This is a genomic window from Paraclostridium dentum, assembly GCF_048568265.1.
In the GTDB taxonomy this organism is placed as follows: Bacteria; Bacillota; Clostridia; order Peptostreptococcales; family Peptostreptococcaceae; genus Paraclostridium; species Paraclostridium dentum.
In genome coordinates, this window is the sequence record NZ_CP183813.1 from 2734040 (window position 1) to 2760512 (window position 26473).

At 27.5% G+C, this 26473-nt stretch carries 26 protein-coding genes; 3 read left to right on the forward strand and 23 right to left on the reverse strand.

Annotation, left to right across the window (positions count from 1 at the left end; translation table 11 throughout):
* Positions 1-82 precede the first annotated feature (82 nt).
* The 5 genes from trmL to queG form a co-directional block, all read right to left on the reverse strand.
* Positions 83-553 carry a tRNA (uridine(34)/cytosine(34)/5-carboxymethylaminomethyluridine(34)-2'-O)-methyltransferase TrmL gene (trmL, locus tag ACN6I1_RS12705; protein WP_021431704.1) on the reverse strand — a complete coding sequence of 157 codons (471 nt, stop codon included), beginning with the start codon at positions 551-553 and terminating at the stop codon, positions 83-85.
* A gap of 106 nt (positions 554-659) precedes the next feature.
* Positions 660-2027, reverse strand: coding sequence for a VanW family protein (locus ACN6I1_RS12710; protein WP_419742136.1), 1368 nt, complete (start codon positions 2025-2027; stop codon positions 660-662).
* Between the two features lie 2 nt (positions 2028-2029).
* Positions 2030-2683, reverse strand: coding sequence for an endonuclease III (gene nth, locus ACN6I1_RS12715; protein ID WP_021428395.1), 654 nt, complete (start codon positions 2681-2683; stop codon positions 2030-2032).
* 223 nt (positions 2684-2906) lie between these two features.
* Positions 2907-5120, reverse strand: coding sequence for a Lon protease family protein (locus tag ACN6I1_RS12720; RefSeq protein WP_419742137.1), 2214 nt, complete (start codon positions 5118-5120; stop codon positions 2907-2909).
* Positions 5121-5219: 99 nt separating this feature from the next.
* Positions 5220-6113 (reverse strand): tRNA epoxyqueuosine(34) reductase QueG, encoded by an 894-nt coding sequence (gene queG, locus ACN6I1_RS12725; RefSeq protein ID WP_419742138.1) that lies wholly within the window; start codon positions 6111-6113, stop codon positions 5220-5222.
* Between the two features lie 65 nt (positions 6114-6178).
* On the opposite strand from queG, the gene ACN6I1_RS12730 reads away from it, so the two are divergent.
* Positions 6179-6583 carry a RusA family crossover junction endodeoxyribonuclease gene (locus ACN6I1_RS12730; protein WP_021431699.1) on the forward strand — a complete coding sequence of 135 codons (405 nt, stop codon included), beginning with the start codon at positions 6179-6181 and terminating at the stop codon, positions 6581-6583.
* Positions 6584-6610: 27 nt separating this feature from the next.
* Here the strand turns inward: ACN6I1_RS12730 and ACN6I1_RS12735 are convergent, their stop codons facing one another.
* The 9 genes from ACN6I1_RS12735 to ACN6I1_RS12775 form a co-directional block, all read right to left on the reverse strand.
* Positions 6611-7606 (reverse strand): aldo/keto reductase, encoded by a 996-nt coding sequence (locus ACN6I1_RS12735; RefSeq protein ID WP_220795979.1) that lies wholly within the window; start codon positions 7604-7606, stop codon positions 6611-6613.
* A 118-nt stretch (positions 7607-7724) separates the two neighbouring features.
* Positions 7725-8564 (reverse strand): deoxyribonuclease IV, encoded by an 840-nt coding sequence (locus ACN6I1_RS12740; RefSeq protein ID WP_021428448.1) that lies wholly within the window; start codon positions 8562-8564, stop codon positions 7725-7727.
* Positions 8565-8639: 75 nt separating this feature from the next.
* Entirely contained in the window at positions 8640-9203 is a 564-nt protein-coding gene (locus ACN6I1_RS12745; RefSeq protein WP_024619966.1) for a winged helix-turn-helix domain-containing protein, read from the reverse strand.
* A gap of 80 nt (positions 9204-9283) precedes the next feature.
* Positions 9284-10201 carry a glutaminase A gene (gene glsA / locus ACN6I1_RS12750; RefSeq protein WP_021431697.1) on the reverse strand — a complete coding sequence of 306 codons (918 nt, stop codon included), beginning with the start codon at positions 10199-10201 and terminating at the stop codon, positions 9284-9286.
* Between the two features lie 95 nt (positions 10202-10296).
* On the reverse strand, positions 10297-11952 hold the full coding sequence (locus ACN6I1_RS12755; RefSeq protein ID WP_419742139.1) for a nucleoside kinase: 1656 nt from the start codon (positions 11950-11952) through the stop codon (positions 10297-10299).
* 54 nt (positions 11953-12006) lie between these two features.
* Positions 12007-12750 carry a TIM barrel protein gene (locus tag ACN6I1_RS12760; protein ID WP_419742140.1) on the reverse strand — a complete coding sequence of 248 codons (744 nt, stop codon included), beginning with the start codon at positions 12748-12750 and terminating at the stop codon, positions 12007-12009.
* Between the two features lie 9 nt (positions 12751-12759).
* On the reverse strand, positions 12760-13293 hold the full coding sequence (gene lepB / locus ACN6I1_RS12765; protein WP_419742141.1) for a signal peptidase I: 534 nt from the start codon (positions 13291-13293) through the stop codon (positions 12760-12762).
* Entirely contained in the window at positions 13277-14107 is an 831-nt protein-coding gene (locus ACN6I1_RS12770) for a hypothetical protein (RefSeq protein ID WP_021428508.1), read from the reverse strand. Before ACN6I1_RS12770 ends, lepB begins: the two co-directional genes overlap by 17 nt.
* Before the next feature lie 14 nt (positions 14108-14121).
* The gene (locus ACN6I1_RS12775) at positions 14122-14847 is read right to left on the reverse strand and encodes a PrsW family intramembrane metalloprotease (protein WP_419742142.1); all 726 of its coding nucleotides are present in this window, start codon (positions 14845-14847) and stop codon (positions 14122-14124) included.
* A 123-nt stretch (positions 14848-14970) separates the two neighbouring features.
* Between ACN6I1_RS12775 and sleC the strand changes: the two genes are divergently transcribed.
* Positions 14971-16242 (forward strand): spore cortex-lytic germination protein SleC, encoded by a 1272-nt coding sequence (gene sleC / locus ACN6I1_RS12780; protein WP_024619963.1) that lies wholly within the window; start codon positions 14971-14973, stop codon positions 16240-16242.
* Positions 16243-16277: 35 nt separating this feature from the next.
* Here the strand turns inward: sleC and ACN6I1_RS12785 are convergent, their stop codons facing one another.
* The 3 genes from ACN6I1_RS12785 to ACN6I1_RS12795 form a co-directional block, all read right to left on the reverse strand.
* Positions 16278-17633: a DUF3298 domain-containing protein gene (locus ACN6I1_RS12785; protein ID WP_419742143.1), complete on the reverse strand. Its 1356-nt coding sequence runs from the start codon at positions 17631-17633 to the stop codon at positions 16278-16280.
* Positions 17634-17795: 162 nt separating this feature from the next.
* Entirely contained in the window at positions 17796-19454 is a 1659-nt protein-coding gene (locus tag ACN6I1_RS12790; RefSeq protein WP_247012181.1) for a PTS transporter subunit EIIC, read from the reverse strand.
* A gap of 249 nt (positions 19455-19703) precedes the next feature.
* Positions 19704-20540 (reverse strand): PRD domain-containing protein, encoded by an 837-nt coding sequence (locus tag ACN6I1_RS12795; protein WP_021431688.1) that lies wholly within the window; start codon positions 20538-20540, stop codon positions 19704-19706.
* 292 nt (positions 20541-20832) lie between these two features.
* On the opposite strand from ACN6I1_RS12795, the gene fba reads away from it, so the two are divergent.
* Positions 20833-21696, forward strand: coding sequence for a class II fructose-1,6-bisphosphate aldolase (gene fba / locus ACN6I1_RS12800; RefSeq protein ID WP_021431687.1), 864 nt, complete (start codon positions 20833-20835; stop codon positions 21694-21696).
* 56 nt (positions 21697-21752) lie between these two features.
* Here fba and rlmD read toward each other — a convergent pair whose 3' ends face one another.
* From rlmD to ACN6I1_RS12830, 6 genes are all read right to left on the reverse strand, one after another.
* On the reverse strand, positions 21753-23111 hold the full coding sequence (gene rlmD / locus ACN6I1_RS12805) for a 23S rRNA (uracil(1939)-C(5))-methyltransferase RlmD (protein ID WP_021431686.1): 1359 nt from the start codon (positions 23109-23111) through the stop codon (positions 21753-21755).
* A 23-nt stretch (positions 23112-23134) separates the two neighbouring features.
* Complete coding sequence (locus ACN6I1_RS12810) at positions 23135-23857, reverse strand: pseudouridine synthase (RefSeq protein WP_419742144.1); 723 nt, start codon at positions 23855-23857, stop codon at positions 23135-23137.
* Between the two features lie 15 nt (positions 23858-23872).
* On the reverse strand, positions 23873-24202 hold the full coding sequence (locus tag ACN6I1_RS12815; RefSeq protein WP_024619959.1) for a DUF1904 domain-containing protein: 330 nt from the start codon (positions 24200-24202) through the stop codon (positions 23873-23875).
* A 148-nt stretch (positions 24203-24350) separates the two neighbouring features.
* Complete coding sequence (locus ACN6I1_RS12820) at positions 24351-24836, reverse strand: hypothetical protein (RefSeq protein WP_021431684.1); 486 nt, start codon at positions 24834-24836, stop codon at positions 24351-24353.
* 23 nt (positions 24837-24859) lie between these two features.
* On the reverse strand, positions 24860-25420 hold the full coding sequence (locus ACN6I1_RS12825; protein ID WP_021428469.1) for a 5' nucleotidase, NT5C type: 561 nt from the start codon (positions 25418-25420) through the stop codon (positions 24860-24862).
* A 215-nt stretch (positions 25421-25635) separates the two neighbouring features.
* Positions 25636-26427: a hypothetical protein gene (locus ACN6I1_RS12830; protein WP_419742145.1), complete on the reverse strand. Its 792-nt coding sequence runs from the start codon at positions 26425-26427 to the stop codon at positions 25636-25638.
* Positions 26428-26473 lie beyond the last annotated feature (46 nt).

The following is a 26473-nucleotide window of genomic DNA, read 5'->3' on the forward strand; positions in this document are numbered from 1 at the left end:
GAAGATAGGAAATCTTTATCATAATCATAATAAGATTTCTTACCTTCTTTTTGAACCTATTTTTCAGTATATAGTATACACTTTATCTTAAATTAGGATACCCTATTTGTCTTAACGCTTCAAATAATACTATAGCCACAGAATTTGATAAATTTAAAGATCTAGCTTTTTCTATATCAACCATAGGTATTCTTATTGCAGTTTCTAAATTATCCATTATTAAGCTTTCAGGTAATCCTTTAGTTTCTTTTCCAAACACTATAAATGAATTTTCTTCATATTTTACATCTGAGTGTGTTTGTTTAGCTTTAGTTGTTGAGTAAAAGAATTTAGCATCTGGGTTTTGTTCTCTTACTTCATCAAAACTATCATAATATTTTATTTCAACTAAATCCCAATAATCTAAACCTGCTCTTTTTAGATATTTGTCATCCATACAAAAACCTAAGGGTCTAACTAAGTGAAGAGTTGTACCAGTTGCAGCACAACTTCTTATTATATTTCCTGTATTTTGTGGTATTTCAGGTTCTACCAATACGATATTTAAAGACATACGTAATCCTCCTTAACATTTTATAAGTCTAATTATATCAAAAGTTTTCATTTCTAAAAACTTATAAAAAAAATAAAATAATATAAATCTCCTTACATTAGGAGATTTATATTATTTCAGAGTTCAAATTTTTGGTTGTATCTACCTTTTTCTTTGTTCCCTTTATTAAAACTTTATTTTTAGGAGGGTAGTAGCTTTCATTAATTAATTCTTCATTTATAGAAGATCCATCTTCATTCTTATAAACTCTGTATGTTTTTACTTTGTATCCATTTCTGCCTTTGCTTTCTATTCTAGTTTCTCCTTCATATAAAGCTTTGCTTTCTTTTTCTATAGTTTTAGGCTTTATAATTCCTAATATATCAGTTCTTATATCTACTATTTTTTTATCATTTTCATTCCCATATATAGTAGTTATTATTTTATTATCTCTTACCTCATTTTTTATTAGAATAGGACTTTTATAATTATTTTTAAATATTAAATCAATATTTCCATAAGATACAGTAGCATCTCTTCCTTTTTCTATATATCCACTAGGTATACTATGATTTCTAGCTTGTACGATTTCAAGTCCTGAGTATAGTGCAGCATTATATACAGTACTAGATACCTGACATATTCCTCCACCCATTCCTAATTGCATTTCTCCATTTACTATTATAGGCGCACTCTTAAATCCTTGTTCTGTGCTTCTTTTACCTATAATATTATTAAATGAAAACTCTTCATTATAGTCTATTAATACATTATTTATTTTATTTATAGCTAATTTTATGTTACTAACTCTATTTTGATTTTTCGAGTTAAATTTTGTTTCATATTGACCTAATAATGTATTTATATTTGCCAACTTTTCATAAGTATATTTTGGATTTATCGTTTCTGTATATATATTAATATTTCCAAATTTTTTATTTTTTATATTTTTATCAATTTCACTAAGTAAAGCTTCTTTCTTTAAATTAACTCCATATACCTCTTTACTAATATTAAAATTGTTATTTTCTACTGTTATAGTAGCATCAACTGGTGTAATATCTATTTCTTTGGACAAATTATTGATATATTCATTTAATTTTGCTTTATCATATTCAGTATCAACATTTAATTTTATACTTTTACCTATACTTAAATTAAATTTTGTTTTTATATTATTAAAAAAGTCACTATCTCTACCTATGTTAATAGCTGTATTTACAGCATCATCTACTTTAAATTTAAAGTTAATTTCGTTTAAAGATAGATTATATTTCTTATCTCCATAAAATAATTCTATAGAATCTTGCTTATATAGAGAATTATTTAGTTTTTTTATCGCATCACTTTCTGTCAGTCCTGAGACATCAATATTTTCAATATATATATTTTTATAGATTTTACTTTCTTTGCTCATACAATAAGATTTATACGTCAATCCAAAACAATATAGCATAACTAATGTTACTAAGAAAAATATTTTCTGTCTCTTCAATTTTAGTCATTCCCTTCTTTATAATAGTCACAGTATTCAACTAATGGGCATATATTACATTCTGGTTTTCTTGCTTTACAAATTCTCCTTCCATGAAAAATTATTAAATGATGTGCTTTTGACCATCTTTTTTTCGGTAAAACTTTCATAAGTTCAAATTCTGTTTTTTCAGGAGTATCAGTTTTTACTAACCCAATTCTATTAGATACTCTAAATACATGAGTATCTACAGCAATTGCATCAACTCCAAAAGCATTACTTAGTACTACATTTGCAGTTTTTCTTCCCACTCCAGGAAGCTTTGTCAATTCTTCCATATTATCAGGCACTTGACCACCATAATTAGAACAAAGCAATACTGATGTTTCTTTTATTTTTTGAGCTTTGCTTTTATATAGCCCACAACTTTTTATTTCTTCACTAATTTCAAATGTATTAAGTTTAGCAAATTCTTCAGCTGTATTATACTTTTTAAACAATTCAGCTGTAACTTTATTAACCCTAACATCAGTGCATTGAGCAGATAATATAGTTGCAATTAGAAGTTCAAATGGAGTTGTATAATTTAATTCACACTCTGCATTTGGGTATGTTTCTTCTAATATATCTAATATTTTTTTTATATTTTCTCTATTTTTCTTTTTTGCTTTTGCCATTTTAAATTCCCCCTTGTTGTAATTTTACATATATAATATATAACAATTTTAAACATAATTTAAACATATATAAATTTATACTTATTAAGTTTTCTATCTATTTACTTATATTATTTATCAAAACAAAACAATATATATACTATAATTATATTTATTATCTTGTAATATTTTGTTATTTGCCCAAAATAAAGGAACTGCAGTAAAAATGCAGTTCCTTTATTTTTTATTTATCTAATTCACTATATTTTTTTAATTTTTCAATGGCTAAACTTTTAACTTCTTCAAAAGTTTTATCTGTCAATATTTCTATAGCCTCTTCAATTCTATCTATAGGATATATATGAAATCTACCTTCATTTATAGCATTTCTTACTTCTTCAACAAGAACTAGATTTCTAAGGTTATTCCTTGGTAATATTACACCTTCACTTCCTGTTAAACCTTTTTTCTTGCATGCATAATAAAATCCTTCTACTTTTTCAGTAACTCCACCTACAACTTGTATATCTCCTTTTTGATTTATAGAACCAGTTGCACCAATATTTTGTTTTATGGGAACACCACTTAATGATGATAACATAGCATAAAGCTCCGCTCCAGATGCACTGTCTCCATCTACACCACCATAGTTTTGTTCAAAACATATATTTGCATTAAGTGATAAAGGAAATTCTTGTGCTAAATTTTCTAGTAAAAATCCATTTAATATAAGAACGCCCTTACTGTGTATAGGTCCACTCATTTCAACTTCTCTTTCTATATTTACAATTCCAGAGCTTCCAGGTGCAGTAGTGACGGTTATTCTACAAGGTCTTCCAAATGAGTACTCACCCATATTTAAAACTGATAATCCATTTATAACTCCAACTTTAGATCCAGTTGTTGATATTAATGTAAATCCATTTTCTATAGATTCATCCATTTTCTTTTCTATTTTACTAAATCTTTCTCTTCTCTCTTTAATTGCTTTTAACACATCTTCTTTATCTACATATTCAGATCCTCTTATTTTTGAATAAGCATCTCCTTCTACTAAAATCTCTACAATTTTATTAAATTTAGTTGATAATTTTTCTCTATCACCTGTTATCCTAGTACTATACCTAACAACTTGCTCTACACCTTCATAAGTAAAATGATTTAAATTGTTACTATTACAATACGAAGCTATGAAGTTTGCTAATCTAGTTTCATTATAATCATTTTTTTTCATTTCATTGTCAAAATCTACAAATATTTTAAAATATTTATTAAACTCAGGATCATAGTTGTATAGTAAATTATACATATAGTTATTTCCTATAAGTACTACCTTTATATTGACAGGTATCTTTTCTGGCTTTATAGCTGTTTGTGTATCTAAAGTTATTTCGCCTTGTTGTATTGTTTTTTTAAGTATATCCCAAGATAAATTGTATCTTAAAAGTTGATCCACATACAGTACTAAGTAACCTCCATTAGCTTTATGCACTGCACCTGGTAACAACTTAGTGAAATCTGTTTTTACAGTACCATTATAGTACTCGTATTCCGCCTTCCCAAATAAGTTTGCCGGACTCGGGTTTATTTCCACAACTACAGGCGCTCCACATCTATCTAATCCATTATCTACCAACAAGTTCACTTTATATCTTGTAAAGTGTTCTTTATCGTACTTTTCTTTCAAATCTTCTTCATCCATATAGAATAAGTACACATATTCTAAAATATCATTTTTAGTATCATCTAAATACTTTCTTGCTTTTTCAAAGTCTCCATATCTTTCAAGTAAACTATCTATATGTGGATCTACTATATATTTCCCTACTTCATATTCTAAATCTAAAAGAGCTTCTTTTGCATCTTCTTCTATATCTTTAATTTTATATGCAATTTGTATAGCTGCATTTTCTAATTCCTTTTTAACTTTATAAAATTCTTCAGAAGTTGTATCTACATCTTCATCTTGTGGCGTGAAAATCATACCTACCTTACTATTTTTTAATTTAAATCCTTTTTCTTCTCCATACTTCTTAATTTTTTGGAGTAAGTTTTCTTTTTCAATTTCAAAGTCATCTAATAACTCATTTTTACTTATTTCAAATTCTTCACTTTCGAATGCATCCTTAAGTTCATCCAATAAACTTTCTATTAACTTTTCCATATCTTTCTTAAATAATTTACCCATACCTTTATCTAGTGCAATAGCTATAGGCTCTCTGCTATTTTCAAAGTTATATACATAGCACCAGTCTTTATGGTCATTTTTATTTTCTGCATGCATTTTTAAAGCACTAAGTACATAAGTAGTTTTCCCTGTACCACTATCCCCAGCTACAAAGATGTTATATGCAGGATTATCTATTTTAAGTCCAAGCTCCATAGCTTTTGTTGCATTTTCTTGCCCTATTATCTCATTTAAGCCCTCTAGTTGAGAGGTATTAGCATATCTAGCCATATCCATCCCCCTTTAAAATTCCTTTTTATATAATATGTTTCTATCTACTAAATGTTAAGTAAAAAAATAAAAAACTTCTAACTGTACAAGTTAAAAGTTTTATCTTTCTAGTATTTCAATATTTCTTTGTATTATCTTTTTACCTCTCCAACTAAAAGCTTTTTCTTTATATCTTCTTCTAAATTCTTTGTTTGATATATTATTTATTTCTTCTTCTTCTAAATTGTATATCAATTCTTCTTTGAATTCTTTAATATTTGTTTTTGAGATACTTATGTTGTGTGGGCATACATCTTGGCATATATCACATCCAAATATTTTTTTATTATTTTTCAATGCAATTTTTTCATCTTCACTTAAATCTTCTTTTTTCTGAGTTATATATGATAAACATTTTTTAGGATTCATTTCAAAATCACCTAGTATAGCTTTCCCAGGACAAGATGTTATACATTTTCCACATTTAGCACACGATTTTTCGCTTTTTTTATCTGATTCAAAATAATAGTTATTTATTATGTATCCTATAAAAACAAAAGAACCATACTCATCAGTTATTATATTGTTATTTATTCCATAATACCCTATTCCACTTGCACTTGCTAAATATCTATCCACTAATGGTCCATTATCTGCAAATATCATATATTGAAACCCTTCAATTTCACTATCTATATAATCTGCAATTTGTTGTAATTTTTCTTTTACAACTATATGATAATCCATTCCATAACAATACTTTGATAAATTAGAATCTACTACATCTTCAACGAAGTACGGGAAAGCACATACGATTATACTCTCTGCATTTTCCATGCTAGCTCTCGGATTAATTCTTTTCTCAATAGATGTTTCTTCCATTCCTGTTATAAAATCTTTTTTTGTTCTATCTTTTATAATATTCTCTAAGTCGTGATAAGGTCCAACTCCTGCTATTCCTACACAATTAATTCCTATACTTTTACAAAATTCTTTTAATTTATTTTTATTCATAAATTTCCCTTTCATTAATTTCTATTTACATTTATAATAACTAAGGTATAAAGGATGTGGTATATATGATAAAGTTGACAATTCCAGGTAGACCAATAAGTAAATCCAATTTTAAACTTCACAATATTCACGGTCAATCTTGGATGCCCTCTAAAGGCAAACACTCTAAGTACTTAGCATATGAAAATATGATTGCTGGATATATAAATACACAATACGATGGCCCCTGTATAGAAGAGGACCTTATAACTGTGTTGAAACTATATTTTCCAAATAAAAAAATGGGCGATTTACATAACTATCCTAAAAGTATATGTGATGGAATAGAAAAAAGCGGTATTATAAAAAATGATAAACAGTTAAAGCCAGTTCTTTTGTTTGATTTTATAGATAAAGAAAACCCAAGAGTAGAAATAGAGTTATATCCTTTGTCTGAGTACAAAGTTGATTATACTATTACTAAGAAATAGCAAATCCCCCTTTATAGGGGGATTTTTTTACCCTAAAATATTGGATACATCTTTTAGCATTTCTCTGATAGGTAATTCATATGGGCACTTACTTTCGCACTTCCCACATTCTATACAATTAGAAGCATTTACATCTAAACTTTTATATCTATCTTTTGACCACTCTTTTAAGTTGTATCTACTATAATATCCTTCAAGTAAAAAATTCATAGGTATATTTATCCCTACAGGGCAAGGCATACAGTATTCGCAACGTCTACAAAATCTATTCCCTAATTTTTTTATAATATCTTTTATCTCTAAATTTTCCTCATCAGTTATATTAAGATTATTTAAGACTGATGTATTTTCAATAACTTGATCTACACTATCCATTCCTGGAATAACTACATCTATATAGTCTTTAGATAATATATATTTTATAGCTAATTTTGCATTGTCAATAGCTCCTCCAGCAAGAGGCTTCATTACTATTACCCCTATCCCATTTTTATTAGCTTCTTTAAATATTTCATCAGCTTGATCTTCTACTATATTATACGGAAACTGAATTGTATCAAACTTCCCACTATTTACTGCTTTTTTTATTGTATCTATACTGTGACTCGTTATTCCTATATGCTTTATTTTTCCTTCTTCTTTACATTTTAAAAGAGCTGCATAAGCCATATCATTATCAAATATTCCATCATATTCATCTGGCTTTAAATTGTGAAGCTGATATAAATCTATATATTCAGTTTTAAAATTATTTAAACTTATATTTACATCTCTTATCATATCATCATAACTTCTAGACATACTTTTAGTAGCTAATATAAATTTATCCCTTTTACCTTCAATTGCATTCCCTATGTACTCTTCACTTATAGTATATCCTCTAGCTGAATCTATAAAGTTTATTCCTTGATTTATAAGCTCATTTATAACTAAATTTGTATCTTCTTGAGTTATTCTTTGTATTGGAATCCCTCCAAACCCAACTCTATTTAATTCAATATTAGTGCTTCCTAATTTTCTCATAAATCATCCCCCAATTTTATTTCATTTTTTTGATTTTCATAAATAATTAATTTCTCTTTTTATAAATTAAGACGATACTTTCTAAATATCGTCTCTTATTTTTATATTATATATGATTTTATTGTATTTGTTTTATAATATCTTTTATCATTTCAATTTCTCTTTTATGACCCTCATCTTCTAATGGAGTTTCTAAGAAAAACGGTAAATGTTTTAACTTAGGATGAGTAATAAATCTTATTATTGCATCTAATCCTATCTCACCTTCTCCAATACAAGCATGTCTATCTTTTTTCGCTCCAAAAGGCATCATGCTATCATTAAGGTGAACTGCCTTTAATTTATCTAAACCTATAATATTATCAAAATCATCTAAAACCGAATCTAAATCATTAACAATATCATATCCAGCTGAAAATACATGACAAGTATCTAAACATACGCCTAGCCTTTCATTATGATCAACCTTATCGATTATAGCCTTTACCTGGTCAAAACTAAACCCTATTTCAGTTCCCTTTCCAGACATCGTTTCAAGTAGTACCATTATATTTTCATTTCCAGTTATAGCTTCATTAAGCGCATTAGCTATTTTATCTATCCCTGTATCTACTCCTGACCCAACATGGCTACCTGGATGAAAACACATATATTCAATTCCTAAAGAATCCATTCTTTGAATGTCTTCTTTTATAACCATTCTTCCAAATTCATAAACTTCTTCCTTTGCACCAGCTAAGTTCATTGTATATGGAGCATGTGCTAATAGTGGGCCAAATTTATTGTCTTTTCTTATTTGTTGAAATTTCATTATATCTTTTTCATCAAAAGATTTAGCATTGCCACCTCTTGGATTTCTACTAAAAAATTGGAATGTATTTGCTCCTATACTTACAGCTGTTTCTGCAGCTTTTGCAAAACCTTTTGCTATCGAAATATGTGGTCCTATTACTATCACTATGTTCCCTCCTAAATTTTATATTCGTTTATAATATACCCAAAAAAATAAGTATCAACAAATTTTGTTGATACTTTATGCTTTGCATTTTTCTTCTAATGGTATCGTTATCAATGCTAAGTCGTATTTCATCTCAGCTTCATTATGTTTTCTATTTAATACAATTTCATTAATTTTTTCTTCTATTGTATTGGATAACTCTTTTATTTCGCTTTTACTTAAGCAAACTTGATTATAATTAGCTATGTACTCACTATCTATATCATTTTCCTCTATAGCTTTATAAAATAAGTTACTCATATTCTCAAACTTCGATATGCATATATCCCCTATATCTTTATCTTCTGTATTACTGTTAAAATTTAAAGCATTCTTACCTATAACAATATGCTTAGCTGTAGGATAATAATACTTTTCAACAATTCCAGATTTAACCTTCTCTTCTACTAAATCTAGTACGCCAACCTTATACAAAGTCTTTATGTGGTAATTTATTTTTGCATGCGGTTCATCTAGCAATTGAGATAATTGTTTTGCTGACAACGGAATTGATTTAAACGCATTTAAAATATCTATTCTTCTTGGATGTGCAATTGCTTTTATGCACTCTAAATCTCTTAGTACTAAAACTTCTTTCATTCCCCCACCACCCATAAAAATATTTAATTATATAAATAATTATATATTATCAAGTAGTAATTGTCAAAAAATTCTCTATTTTAGAATATATTTATTTTATACTGTTCACTTAAAGATTCTAATATCTTTATACCCGCAATACTATTACCTTTTTTATCAAGGGCAGGTCCATATATTCCAATTCCCATCTTTTTAGGAACTGAAGCTAATATACCACCTCCAACACCTGATTTTGCAGGAATCCCAACTTTTATTGCAAATTCTCCAGATGCGTCATACATTCCACACGTTACCATAAACGTCTTAACTATACGCGATATTCTTTCATCTATAAGTCTTTCTCCCGTTTCAACATCCACTCCATAAGATGCTAGGTTAACTCCTATTCTAGCTAAATCTATACAATCAATTTCTATAGAGCATTGTTTGAAGTATAAGTCTAAAACTTCTTCTACATCGCCATCTATAAACCCATCATTTTTCAAAAGATAAGCCATAGCTCTATTTCTATCTCCTGTTAATTTCTCCGATTCATATATATCATAATTTATTTTCAAATTATCATTTTTAGCTAGTGTTTTAAAAAAGTTTAACATTTTTTCTTCTTTTTCTTTAAGGTCTTTCCCTTTTATCATGGAAGTTGTAACTATAGCTCCTGCATTTATCATAGGGTTACAAGGCTTCTTACATTCTTTCGTTTCTAATTTCATAATAGAGTTAAATGGGTCTCCACTAGGCTCCATACCAACTTTAGAAAATACATGTTCCCAGTCATTTTCACTAAGCACTAAAGCTAATATTATAGGCTTAGATATGCTCTGGATTGTGAACTTTTTATCAAAATTTCCAGCCGTATGAATTTCATTATTCATATCAATCATGCATATACCTAAATCATCTTGTCTTGCATTTTTTAATTCTGGTATATAAGTTGCTACATGTCCATAATTTGTATATTTTCTGTTGTCTTCAAGTATTTGTTCTAATACATTTTCCATACACATTCCTCCTTATTTTTTAATAACGTCACAAGATTATAAGTAATATAATACAAAAAATCCTGGGTTTATGTCAACTTCCCAGGATTCCAAGTCTAATCAACAATTCTACTACCTCCAATAAATTCTCTAATTATAGATGTAGGAGGTATATCTAATTCATCGTCTAACTCTACAAAATATTGTAAAAACTTTAATATTCTATTAGACTCTATAAATGCTTCGTTGTCATCTTCAATTTGTTCTAAAAGTGGCTTTGCATATTTCTTTAAAACTGCTAACTCATATAAACAAGCTGAGTTAAACATTATATCAGCTTCTTCTTGATAAGGGAATATATTTTTATCTTCTCCTCTTCTTACTGACCACCAATTTAAAATAGTTTTTTCAGCACTATATCCTCTAAAATTGTAGTCTCTCACTATTCTTCTTATAAGTCTTAAGTCTGTTGTTGGTATTCTATTATGGTTATCTAAATTTATTTGAGTAAGAACACTTATATATATTTTAAATTTATCCTTATCATCTATACTCTGTGTTAGCATTGGATTTAATGCATGTATACCTTCTAGAATAATAGGTTGGTCTTTTTCAATTTTTAAAGTTTTTCCACTAAATTCTCTTTTTCCTGTTTTAAAATTAAATTTTGGAAGTTTAATTTCTTCACCTTTTAATAATTTTTCTAAATCACTGTTAAATAATTCTAAGTCTATTGCATATATAGATTCAAAATCAAAATTACCAAACTCATCTAAAGGAGTATCTTCTCTATCAACAAAATAGTCATCTAAAGAAATAGGCACCGGATGTAAGTTATTAACTTTTAATTGTATAGATAATCTGTGTGCAAAACTTGTTTTTCCAGATGAAGATGGCGCAGCTATTAATATAACTCTTTTATTATTTTCTTTTATTATGTCTGCAATTTGTGATATCTTTTTTTCATGCAATGCTTCAACTATACTGATTATTTCTCCGTATTTTTTACTTTCTATAGCTTCATTTAAGCTAGCAACCTTATCTATTCCAATAAGTTCAGACCAAATTTCTGACTCTTTATATATATTAGAAAGCTTTGGCTGAGCTACAAAATTTTGAGGTTCATTTTTATTTTCTTTGCTTGGTCCTAATATAACTACTCCTGATTGCCATTTTTTTATATCGAAAGTTTTAACATAGCTAGTAGACGGTAACATATGACCATAAAAATGATTTATATATCCACCGCATTTATATAATTTCACATCTTCATATTCTTTATACTTTAATAATTCTGCCTTTGCATTTTTATTATTATTTTTAAGTATTTTTATTGCTTCCGATTTATCTGTAACAATTTTTTCTATTTTTAAATCAGATTCTATTATACTTTTTACTTTTGCCTTTATTTTTTCTATATCTTCTTCTGTAACTTCACTTTTATTATTTTTTATTTCACAGTATAATCCATTTGATAATGAGTGTTCTATTGTAACCTTACACCCATTAAAAATTTCTTCACATGCTTTTATAAAAATCAAAGACAACGTTCTCATGTAAACTCTCATTCCATCTGGTTGGGTTGTATCAATTAATTCTAAATTACAATCTTTATCTAAAGTACTGTTTAAATCTTTTAATTTATTTTTTATTTTTCCTATTGTTACTATACCCTTATATCCATTACTTAAATCTTTAGCTATTATATCTAAAGCTACATTTTTAGGATATTCATAATTTTTATTATTAATTTTTATATTTATATTTTCCATAAATCTTTCTCCTATCCTTTAATATGTCTATTTATAAAGTTAGAACGATTTATTTTACATAAACCGTTCTAACACTTTTATAGATTCATCTATATCTTCATATTTAATTTCCAAAACTGCATATTGAATCTTCATAGACATTAAACTTTTTAAACTTTCTAAATCTAAAATTCCTTTTCCAATCCCAACATGCAAGTCTTTTTTACCATCATTATCACTTAAGTGTATCAAATTTATTTTGGAATTTAATATATCTACAAAACAGTCCTCATTAATTAAGTTATGACCTGTGTCATAACAAAATTCAATATTGTCTATATTATTTAATATATATTCAAATTCATTTACTGTTGTTCCTATATTACATATATCTCCACCATTTGTATATGTATTTTCTATAAAAACATGCTTATTTTCTAAGTTTATTAACTCAAGAAATTTTATAGAATTATCTAAATACTTTTGCTTATTTCTCTCAAATCTAGACTTTATTACATATCCTAAGTGCATATTAAAATATTTTATATCAAGTTCTTTTAATTCTGAATTCATTTCATATATAAACTTTACCCATGAATTTCTTATATATTCTACATTTTCGCAAGTGTTTAATTCCATAGGTAAGTGTATCCCTATACTTATGTTATTTTCTTTGAACTCATCTTTATATAATAAAACTTTTTTACATTCAATTAAGTTATCTATCCCTATTTCTATATGATTTATATTTTTATTTGTTTTACATATATAAATAGCACGATCTATTTCATGAACTAAAGCAGATATTCCTAACTTCATTTTAAACTCCTATGAAACCTTACCAATTTTATTAAAAGGTAATAATCTAATCACAACTTTACCCATTATATCACTTTCTTTTACTATACCCACCTCAGGATCTCTACTATCCATACTGTTACCTCTGTTGTCTCCCATTGCAAATATATATCCTTTTGGAATAGTTGTGTCTATTTCTCCTTCAGTTTTTTGACCATGTATATAAGGTTCATTTTGAAGCTTTCCATTTATATACACATCTCCATTTGTAATCTTAAGATGGTCACCAGGAACACCTATAACTCTTTTTACTAAATCTTTTTCTTTTCCATTAGCTTGCACTAAATCAGATTTAAAAACTATAATATCTCCTCTTTGAGGCTCTTTATTGTTGTAGGCAACTCTATTTATTATTAAATAGTCTTTTTCCTCAAGTGTTGGGTACATTGATGAGCCTTGTACTAATGTAGGTCTAACAAAGTGAGTTATTACAAGTGCTATGACTAGTGAGGTAACTATTATTTTTATCCATTCTATTATTTCTTTTTTAACATTTGCGCTCAAATTCACCATCTCCTCCATGTTCTACATACTTAGATAAAAGTTCTATAACTATATCATTTATATGTTCATACTTTTTAGTATTTATTCCCAAATCTAAAAGTTCACACGCCTTTATCAAGTCATAAACAACTTCCATAGGACTTCCATAAATTTTTTCAATATCTTCCTTACTTACACCTCTAAATCCATGGCCTACAGGGCTTTCATTTCTAAGTCTTATTAAATTTTCAAGCTTTTCACTATTTAGTATTTCAAGAACTCTGTCCATCCTTTTAGTTTGTTTTAGATATCTTTTTATATACTGAGTTACACCATGTATAAGATTACCATTATATATATTATACTTCTTTTTTAATGTATATAGTATATTTTTCTTAGACACCATATTGCCATGCATTGACACTGTATACCTCTTACCTTCTTTCGTATTAACAAAGATATATTTAAATAAAGCTTCTTTTAATCTATATAATCTTCCTAAAAAATCTATATATTCTTCATTAACAATTTGAATTTTTATATTTTCAATTAACTCTGATAGTATATCTTCAGGTTCTCCTTTATTTAAATTTTCTAAATTAGTTATAAGATTTTTAATTTCTTTTCTCTCCAGCATTTGTTCACTTAAATTATTAGTAAGTTTAAGTGCCGTTTTAAAATCAAAATTAGTAGCATATTTACATGATTTTAATAAATAATATAAATCTCCACTCTCTATTCCGCATTCAATTAATATATCTAAAACACCATCGTAATCATATCTTTGCAAAAACTTAGATATTACTAATTCTTGACTTTTGTTTATATAACTCATAAAATCACTCCTATTTATTTTTTATGTTTATGTTTCTTTTTCTTTAATCTTAAAAAACGTCTTCTAGCATAATCTGTGTATTCATCTAACTTATCTAAGCTTATTTTCCATAAATAAATTAAGTAAATAACAAAACATATAGAAGCCCCTGTCGTTTTTATCATAGCTAAAATATCAAATACTCCATGTAAAGCTATCGGTATTAAAATCAACTTAGCTAAAAATACTTTTCTTACTTTAGGCTTATCCAAATTAAACTTATACATAGATAAGTAATATCCCATATTTATTGCAAATAAAACATGTGCAGGAATAGATATTACAGCCCTAGCTAATCCAATTTGTAATAAGTTTAATTGGTTGCCATGAAAAATATAAATAAGATTTTCTATTGTAGCAAATCCGAGAGTCGTAAATATACTGTAAACTATTCCATCTAATTTTTCTGTATAATGCCTACTTCTTAAAGTATAAGGAATTAAAATCATAATTTTTAAAATTTCTTCTGTTGCAGCTGCTACTACAAATGCAGTGTAAACTAAGTTTAAATGCGAATTATCAATCTTAGCTTTAAGTAATATATCTTCAATAGCTATTGCAGGTATACTTATCAATGTACCTATAAAAAATAATCTTATAAGTACCTTTATAGGTTCTTTATCATATTTATCTTTTATATATATCCATATTAAAATCGCTATTGTAGGCGCTAGAGATATTATTAACAAGTCTAATTTCATTTTTTGTATTACCTTTCTTTTTTATCATTCATATTATATTATTTCCAAATATCTTAACAAAATAATACCTTTATTCATACTATGTATAGATAAGTTGATTTTATATAAGAAAGGAGTTTTTTTATGCAAGATGGTTTTTTAACTGTTAGCGTTGTAGATAGCACTACTAACTTTCCAGTTGTAGGTGCAAACGTAAACGTATACTCCGTAGGAGATGACAATAAAGCCTCGACAGTAATTTATCAAAATTTAAAAACCGATATCTCCGGTCAGGTTGTTGGCTTAAATCTAGCTGCTCCAGATTTAATATATTCTCAACAACCAAGTGATGTAAGACCTTACAGTCAATATATAGTAGAGGTTATCAAAGATGGATACGAAACAATTATAATTAATGGTACACAAGTTTTGGCAACCGTTATAGCTCAACAAGGTATACAAATGGTACCTCGTCAAAGAAGTAAGCGCTTATATAGTAGACAAAACGAAATAGTAGTGGATATAGGAGCTCATACATTATGGGGTACTTATCCTCCTAAAATTCCTGAAAGTGACCTAAAACCTATTCCACCTCCAACAGGGTTCGTTGTTTTAGATAATCCAGTAGTCCCAGAATTTGTAGTTGTGCATGATGGCTTGCCTGAAAACAAAAATGCTCCTGACTATTGGGTGTATTTTAAAGACTATGTAAAAAATGTTGCTTCTTCAGAGATTTATTCTACATGGCCAACAGAAACAATACTGGCTAATGTAATAGCAATTGTTTCATTTACATTAAATAGAGTTTTTACTGAATGGTATAGAAGTAAAGGTTACTCATTTACCATTACTTCAACTACAGCTTATGACCACAAATATATTCACGAAAGAAATGTATTCGATACTATAAGTATTGCTGTAGACGAAGTTTTCAACACTTTTATAAAAAGACCTCCAACTGCTAGACAGCCTTTATTAGCACAATATTGTGATGGAAATAAAACTCAATGTCCTGGTCAAATGACTCAATGGGGAAGTAAAAATTTAGGAGATCAAGGCCTTAGTTATGAAGAAATTTTAAGAAAGTTTTATGGTGAAAGTATAGTCCTTGAAAAAGCTCCAATAGTAAGTGGAGTTCCTGTATCATTCCCTGGCGAAGCTCTAAAAGTAGGCTCTTCAGGTAAAGATGTTAGAACAATTCAAAATCAATTGAATGCTATTTCTAAGGGATATCCTGCAATTCCTAAAGTTAAAGAAGATGGAGTATTTGGTCAAGATACCGCAAACTCTGTTAAAGTATTTCAAGGTATATTTGGATTACCTCAAAGCGGAATTGTAGACTTTAAAACATGGTATGAACTTTCTAGAGTTTATGTTGCAGTTACAAAAATAGCTTCTTTAAATCCAACAATTTAATCGAAAAATTTAAATAGTGTAGTAATATTACTACACTATTTAAATATATTTATATATTTTTCATTTAAAATGTGGTTTATTTTATCTGCACTTATTCTAAACTCTGGAATTCCACCTGCAAAAGGAGCTATTTCATACAAATCAAAATATATAACTAACTTATCATCTTGAATGTAAAATTTTTGATTTTCAGAAATTGATTTAAAACTATATTCTTGTTTATTTTCTTTTATTTCATCCCTTATTAAACCATTTATAACCTTCTTATAATCTGAGTTTTCTTTAAATAAATCTTTTAAATTTAAGTTTTGTCCGTTTTCTATAAATATATTATATGAACTATTCTCATAGTATCCATGAGCCCCTCCACTATATTGGTAAATTTTAATTAAAATACTTAGCATTGAATCACTATTCTTTTTAACATCAAAATCTACGTTATATATATACGGAGTTATATATTCTTTAGGTGTATTTTTTAAAAAGTCTTTAGCTTCTTCTTCTACTTCAAAATACCCATTCATTATGTCATTTTTTATAAGTTCATTTATATTCTTCTCAATATTTTTATTTTCAGTTATTATGATTGGTACATTTATTATACTATTTATATACTCATTGTTTTTAGTTATAGTTTGTGTGTCGATTTGTGCCACTATTGGGTTTGTGTTTATATCTTTTATCTTATTATTAAATGCTGTAACTGGAATTTTAAAATCATAAATATTTTTTCTATTACTAATTTGGTATGGATTAAAATATACGCATATACCTTCATTAGTTATATAGTAATTTGTATATTTATCTATTCTTATTTTATTTTTATCTATTTTAATATTTTTTTTATTAGCATCATTAATAATGTAATTTTCTATTGTGTCTTTGTAATCTTGATTATTTTTTAAAAAATTGTCTATATATATTCTTTGCCCTGTTTTTAAATCAAATACATAACTATCTTTTATTCTTTCGTATTTCTTATTTTTTATATATATATCTTTATATATAAGAATATTTAATACATTTTTATCTTCAAATACCACATGATAATTTATGTCTATTTTCTCACCTTTATAATTTTTAGAAACATCTCTTTTTTGTTTTTTTAAATTAATAAATTCATTTATATTTTTTCTTATATATGTATTTATATATCTTTCTATATCTTTATCCTCATAGTCTACAACTGGCATATTTACATTAAATTTAAGTCCATCATAATCAATACTACTTTTATCTGCTATTATCTTTACAGTTTTAAAACCTTGTATTATTGATGTTTTTATTTCATTGATACTCATATTTTCATTTAATTTTAAGTTTATAAAAATAGCAGAAATTGATACAATTGTAATTATAATTAAGGATATAATCTTTTTTATATTTACCATAGTATATATTCCTCCTGTTGCATAATATATAGTATGTGATTTATAAGTAAAAAATATTATATCTATATTTTGTAATACAATTTATTTTTCTTAATTTACTAACAAACATATACTTTTTTAAGCATAAAAAAAGCCTTAAAGTTAAACTTTAAGGCTTTTTATTTATCTTCCTAATATTTTATTAATTTGTTGTTTGTATGCGTCAGCTTTAGCTCCGTATATAACTTGGATTCCTTTACCAACTTCCATAACCCCAACAGCACCAAGTTCTTTAAATCTAGTTTTTTGAACTTTAGAAGTATCTTTTACTTCAACTCTTAATCTAGTTATACATGCATCTACAGAAACTATATTTTCAGCTCCTCCTAATGCCTCTAAAACATATGGTGCATTTTCTTCTATTTCACTATTAGCTGATTTTCCACCTTTTTCTGCTTGATAATCAGCTTTTGTATATAATTTTGTTTCTTCTTCATTTTCATCTCTACCTGGAGTTTTTAAGTTTAATTTAAGTATTAAAGTCTTGAATAAGAAGTAGTAAACTACTGCATATACAGCTCCTACCATTATAACTCTTAACCAGTTAGTTGGAACTCCTGCTCCAGCTGGAAGTATTCCAAATAATGAGAAGTCTATAAATCCTCCAGAGAATGTCATTCCTATAAATACATTTAATACATCCATTAGTAAGAATGAAATACCTGCAAGTATACAGTGAACTCCATATAAAACTGGTGCAACAAATAAGAATGTAAATTCTAATGGTTCAGTTATACCTGTTAAGAAAGATGTAACTGCTGCTGATAATAATAAACTTCCAACAACTTTTTTCTTACTTGGAGCAGCTGTATGATACATTGCTAATGCTGCTGCAGGTAATCCAAACATCATGAATGGGAATTTACCAGCCATAAATCTTGTTGTTCCTGCTACTATTCTTGACATAGTTTCTGGTGAAGCTCCTACTAAATCCTGCATACTTCCTAATTGTGCAAAGTATGCATAGTTTGCACCTTGAACTGTTTGCCAAGCTCCATCTATTAAAACATGACCATCAACAAAAGAACCAAACCAGAATGGTGTATAGAATACATGGTGTAATCCAAATGGTATTAATGATCTTTCTATAACTCCGTAGAAGAATGTTCCTACTGCGCCTGCATTGTTAACTCCTAATGCTATAAATGCTATTCCATCTTGAACAAATGGCCAAACAAATGCAAGTATTCCACCTACAATTGCCATAGCTATTGAAACTACTATTGGAACAAATCTTGATCCTGAGAAGAATCCTATAACTTGTGGTAATTGTATATTGTAATATTTATTGTGTAAAGTAGATGTAACTATACCAGTTATGATACCACCAAATACAGACATATTAAGTGTGTATATACCTAATGTTGTAGTTACATATGTTGCATACTGAGCTGGAGTGCTATCTGGAGTTATAACTCCTAATTGTGTAACTCCTAATCCAAGTAATACACCTATAACTTTATTCATTATTAAGAATCCAAATACTGAAGCAAGTGCTGATGTACCTTTATCCTCTTTTGCAAGTCCTACTGCTGTACCAACTGCAAATAATAGAGGTAAGTTTCCAAATACTATATCTCCTACACCTTGCATTATCTGTAAAATTACTGTTACTGCAGGTATAGATACAAATGCTATTAGTGGTTGGTATATAGCTGGCGCATTTTGTAATGCTGCTATATTAAGAAGCGCTCCACCAACTCCTAATAATATCCCTGCAACAGGTAATGCTGCTATTGGAAGCATTATTGCTTTACCTATTCTTTGTAAAAATTGAAGCATATTATAATTCCTCCTTAATTTTTTAGTATGACTAATCAAATTAAATTTAAATTAACATTTTATACATATTACTATGATAAATAAAAAAGAGCTAAAATATTCATATTTTTACGTATTATAAAATAATCGTATAAATACAAATATATTAGCTCTTGCCTGCTTTACCAGTAACACGCTCATTTATTAAGTATATGTTAATTATAGCATCTAATTTAAACCTTGTAAACAGTTTCCCGACTTTTTTCTACATTATTTTTTTGTTTTTGTTATTAGTCTGTCAATGTGTAGTGTAATGAATCCTATTTCATTTTCACTTAGCTTTATATCATAATTTTCATTTAAATAATTGCATAATGTTTCAGATATATTGTATGAGTTCTTTAACTTTTCCTTTATATGATCTAATAACATATTTTCTTCTGAAATTCCTTTTACAGCTCTATTTATAGCTAGCCTTAAATGTATTATCAGCCTATTATAATATATAGAATCTTTGCATATATTTATACCTAATTCTTTTTCTAAAAAATCAATAGCTTCTTTAATTATTATAGCTTGCTTAGCACTATCAACAACTTTTGTTTTATTTAATATTCCATTTATATGCATCGTTACAAACGCAACTTCATCTTCTGTTAAATTTATACCTAGTGCTCTATTTATAAAATCAATTATATCTTTAGCTAAATCCCACTCATATTCATATAGGGTTTTTAATTCTGCCTTAAATTGATTTTCTAAATATATATTGTCAAAGTATCTTTCTATAGCAAATACTAAGTGGTCTAACAATGCCATATGAGATTTATCATTCATATCCACATTTATACTATTATCTAATATAGATAAACTTTCTGTGGCAACACCAATATAGGTTGGATTTATAGAGTTATATAATTCTTCTATATTTTTATATCTATCTTCATTTATAACAAATATTTTTTCAATTTTATTAGTATCTTTAAAAATTGAATTTACAGTTGCCTTAAATCCAATTCCACTTCCTACTAAAATGTACTCTTTATTTTGATTTTCTTCTACGCATAAGATAACATTATTATTGAAGCTCTTTATAATTTTGTACATATATGCCCTCCTAACTATAGACTATGTGAGAGTTGAATTAAATATGGTTTTCCCATATATAAATATACAATATTTCATACTTTAAGTACACCTGTTTATTTATAATTAATCGCTAAATTTACATAATATTAAATATTTTTATAAAACTTTTTTTATCCAAAACAAAAATCTAATTTAATATTTTATTTTCATTTTTGTCCTTTTAGGGTATAATATGCATTAGGTATATACATAACTTTTTAACAATCTTGTTATTGTTATTAAAGTTAATTTTCTTATGGAGGTTTTTAATATGTTAGTTTCAGCTAAAGAAATGTTAAACAAAGCTAGAGAAGGTAAATATGCTGTTGGTCAATTCAACATAAATAACTTAGAGTGGACTAAAGCAGTATTACTTACAGCTCAGGAAAACAATTCTCCAGTTATACTAGGGGTATCTGAAGGTGCTGGTAAGTACATGGGTGGATATAAAACTATAGTTGGTATGGTTAATGGAATGTTAGAAGAATTAAATATAACAGTTCCAGTAGCTCTACATTTAGATCATGGTAGTTATGAAGGAGCATTAAAAGTAATAGAAGCAGGATTCTCTTCTGTAATGTTTGATGGTTCTCATTATTCTATTGAAGAAAATATAGAAAAAACAAAAGAAGTAATAAAAATAGCAAATGCTAAGGGGATATCTGTAGAAGCAGAAGTTGGTTCTATAGGTGGAGAAGAAGATGGTGTTGTTGGTGCTGGTGAAATAGCTGACCCTAATGAATGTAAGTTAATAGCTGATTTAGGTGTTGATATGTTAGCAGCTGGTATAGGAAACATACATGGTCAATATCCAGAAAATTGGGCTGGATTAAACTTTGATGCTTTAGAAGCTATAAACAATGTTACAGGAGACATGCCATTAGTTTTACATGGTGGAACAGGTATACCTGCTGATATGATAAAAAAAGCTATATCTTTAGGTGTTTCTAAAATAAACGTTAATACAGAGTGTCAATTAGCTTTCGCTGCTGCTACTCGTAAATATATAGAAGAAGGAAAAGACCTACAAGGTAAAGGTTTTGACCCTCGTAAAGTTTTAGCTCCAGGATTTGAAGCTATAAAAGCTACTGTTAAAGAGAAAATGGAATTATTCGGTTCTATAAACAAAGCTTAATATATAAATTGAAAGCTATCTCACAAATTGAGATAGCTTTTTTTATTTATATTATTTTAATTTTTCTTATATAATTTTACAATTGTTTCAACATGAGGAGTATTTGGGAACATGTCCATGCATTTAACCTTTTCTACCTCATATCCATATTTTTTAAACTCTACTAAGTCTAATACTAAAGTTTTTGGATTACAAGATATATAAACTATTTCTTTAGAATCAAATTTTGATATATCTCTTATAGCATCTTTATGAACTCCTGGTCTTGGTGGATCTACTATTATTATATCTGGCTTAGCTTTTAATTTATTAACTGTTTTAGCTACATCGCCTGCTATAAATTCACAATTTGTTAAGTTGTTTAACTTTGCATTTTTATTTGCAGCTTCAACAGCTTCCTCTATAATCTCTATCCCATAAACTTTTTTAGCTTTCTCAGCCATAACTTGTCCTATTGTTCCAGTCCCACTATATAAGTCAAATACTACTTTATCATTATGTTCCCCGACAAACTCTCTAGCTATTTTGTATAATTCTTCAGCACCTTTAGTGTTTGTTTGGAAGAATGAGAATGGAGATATTTTAAATTTAAGACCTAAAAGTTCCTCTTGTATATAATCTCTTCCATGTAAAACTATTAGTTCATCACAATTAACTGCATCTGCTAACCCGTCATTTATTGTGTGTAATATACTTACTAAATCAGCTTTTAAGTCTAAGTTTAGAAGCATATCTTTATATTCTGTCATATCGAAATCTTCTTGAGATGATGTGACGATGTTAACCATCATTTCATTTGTATTTATACCTTTTCTTACTACAAGATTTCTTAAATAACCTTTATGACTCATGTTTCTGTAATAAGGTGTATTCTTTTCGTTAAAATATTCTACTGTAGATGTTAAAACATTTATAAAGTCATTGTCTACTAAAAAACATCCATCAACAGTTAAAATATCAATATGCTTTCCTTTTTTGTGTAATCCTAAAGTTAATGGTCCATCTTTCATTTCATCCCCGAAAGTATACTCCATTTTGTTTCTATATTCTTTAGTTTGAGGACTTTGCTCGATACCTTGGAAGTTAAATCCAAATATATCTTGCTCTAAAAATAAATCCATTACTTGTCTTTCTTTTATTTCTAATTGTTTTTCATAAGGCACAGATAAAATACTACATCCACCACATACGTTAAAATGCTTGCATGGTGTTTCAGTCTCTAGTGGTGAACTTTCTAAAAGTTCCATCATTTTTACTTCCGCTTTTCCACTTTTAGTTTTTTTAACCGAAGCCTTAACTTTTTGTCCAGTTATGCCGCCTTTCATATATATGTCTCTATTTCCTAAACGACTTACTGACGTTCCTCCAAATTCCATTTTATCTATCTCAAATTCTATGATATCTCTTCTTTTCACTCTTTAATCCTCCGTATACAAAATTATCTTTCTTCTATTAATTTAACTTCTTCTTCTGTTAATTCTCTATATTCTCCCAACTCTAAACTTTCATCTAGATTTAGTTTTCCCATAGAAAGTCTCTTTAAGTACGTAACTTTTTTATCTACACTTTCAAACATCCTTTTTACTTGATGAAACTTTCCTTCATGTATAGTAAGTTCTATTTTAGATACGTCTCCACTTTCAAGAATAGTAAGTTCTGCTGGCATAGTTTTATAGCCATCATCTAATATTACGCCTTCTTTAAAAGCTTTTATATCATCTTCTGTTACAACTCCATCAATTTCTGCAAAGTAAGTTTTAGGAACATGACTCTTTGGTGATAAAACCCTATGTGATAATTGTCCATCATTAGTTAATACTAATAACCCCTCAGTATCCTTGTCTAACCTTCCTACTGGAAACGGTTCAAATGCTAATGATTTCTTATCTATTAAATCTAACACTATAGGATCATGTTTATCAAAAGTAGCTGATATATATCCATCTGGTTTGTTTAACATTAAGTATATAAATTCTTTATATTCTATAGTTTCTCCATCAAAATTTATGATATCTTTATCCGTATCAACTTGAAGACCCGGGTTATTTTCTATTTTCCCATTTACTTTAACTAGTCCATTTTTGCAATCTCTCTTTATTTCAGCTCTACTTCCATAGCCTAAGTTAGAAAGTACTTTATCTAATCGTTGTTTTTTAGCCATAATCTGTACCTTCCTTTAAAAATGTTCTCCATTTTCATAATACTTTTCTTTCTCAAAGACTGTAAAAGCTAAATCCATACTTTCTACATCTAAATTATTTCTTATACTATCAGTTATAATTTTAGCAACTACATCTTGAACTTCCTGTCCTCTATCAAACCATGCAACTTCTACAAAAGGATATACCTCTGCAATCTTCCCATCTCTTATAGCAACTGACTTTATACACTCTATTTCAAAATAATCTCTTGGGCATTTAACTGCTTCAACTAATTTATCTATCATATTCTCGCTTATTTTACATACATCAGTTTCATTTATTCCTCTTATTTTTATTTGTGGCATCCCATTTCCATCCTTTCTTTTATTTTTATTCATCTTATTTTATAGGTATTATTATACTTTTAATTTTTCATTATTACAATTTATATTCTTTTACATTAAAATGGGGGTGTCTTAAATGTTTTTATTTAAGGCATCCCCAAAACTATTTTTAGCTATAAAATTTAGAATCTCCATTTAATTGTTTTTTTCCTATTAAATCAGTCAAGCTAGTAAGTGATGCAATACTTATATCTTTAAAGCTTATTACAAACACCAACTTAAAATCTGTAAATGTTTCATCTATACTATACACATTAAAAAAGCATCTTATATCATCATTTAAATACTGTTCTCTTAAATCCGACTCAATTTCATCTGTAATATCTTTTACAAAAGCTCTTACATCTTCAAATAATATTTGAAATTCTTCTACAGTAGCTTCTTCACCTAGTTCTTCAAGTAGTTCATTAATCTCTTCTACTGAAAACATACTATCATCTAACTGACAATCAAATGCCATTATGCTGTCTTCTTTTATATCTTTAGATATATCTTGAACACTAATAAAGTCTTCACGTTCACTTAACATGTGTTTTATATCTTTACTTTTTATACTTATTGTTTGTTTTTTATTATTTATTTTAACTTCTAACAACTATCTAGCCCCCCACTTTAAGTTTATTGGAGACTTAATATAAATGCCTTTATATCATCCCAATTTTTTACTCTTATTATATTTTCATTTTCAATATTCTTGTTATAATTATTGTCTAATAATAATACAGTTAATCCTTCAGATGCCAATTGTTCAGCATTACTTGGATTATCTTCTATAAATATATTACATTCTAATTCTTTTGCTTTACTAACTTTGTAATCACTTCCTAATAAGTGTACATCTATATATCCTAAATCATTATCAGATAGCCATCCTGTAGTTATATCCTTCAATATCTCACTTCTAGCCGTAACAAAGTACAAGTTATGGTTTTCATTTAATTCCTTTATAACTTCTTTAGCTCCATCTACAACATTAGCTTCTTTGTAAGCATGAATGAAATCAGTGTGGAATGATTGTAATAAATCATCTAGTTCAACTTGATATAATTCTTCTAACTTATGTGTTACACAATCTTCTTCTGTTATTTTTTTATTGTACATATCATTTAAGTACGGAATAAAATGATATGGATTAGTTATCGTTCCATCTATATCTATGCATATATTTAACTTTCCCATTTTTACCTCCAAATAAAACTTTATATTATTGTAGTTAACACATTATAACATACTAGATATTATAAATCAAAATAACACTATTTAGTATATGTTTGTGTTTTAAAAAAATTCACTTTGGTTACTTATTATGTCTAAATAATCTATAATTCTAAACGTAAAAAAAGCTTGTACAATACAAGCTTTTTATGTTCTACGTTAAACATTATATCAAATTCCTATAAACTTTTTATTGTATCTACAAAATTTTTAATTTCCTTATCAGATAAGCTAAGATATTCTTTTATCTGACTTATATACTTTAAGTTTTTAGTTTTTAACATAGTTTGTGCACATTCCATAGCTTTGCCCCTTAAAATATAAGCCTTTTGTACACATATTTTAGAATATTCTAATTGGTTAGTCGCATCTTCATTAGAAAGTTTAGGCACTTCCATGTCTTCATAAGTTTGCACTACTTCATCACACATTTCTTTAGCATATGCAACATCTTTTTTAGCTTTGTTTATAGTATTAACATTTATATCTAAATTTTTAGTATTTGGAAGGCATTCCCTCATAGGTACTAATGCTTTTCTTTCTATTTTATATATTTCACTTTTAAAGTTTTGTACTGTCTCTTTATCACTTTTTTGCATAGATACACTATCTACTTCATTTGTATTAGATTCTTCTTTCTTAGAAGCATTCTCTGTATTTGAAGATTGCTTTTCACTATTTTCAACTTTCTTGGTTTCCTTTAACTCCGATTCTTTAGCTTCTATTTTTTCATTTTTATATTTGCTTTCTTGGTTATCTTCATACTGTTCATTAAAAGCATAGCTTCTATATTCTAAAATTTCTTCTATTTTATTTATCGTACTTATATATATATTACAGATTACTATAACAGTGGCAACTACTACATACATACCTCCATATATACTCGCCCTTTTAAAATCTTCTTTGTTTTTAAACAAGACCCATAAAGGCAATATATATAAAAGTAAAATTACTAATGCCCATCTCACATTAACAACTCCTTTACCTAAAGTTTATATTTCAGGTTTGATATAT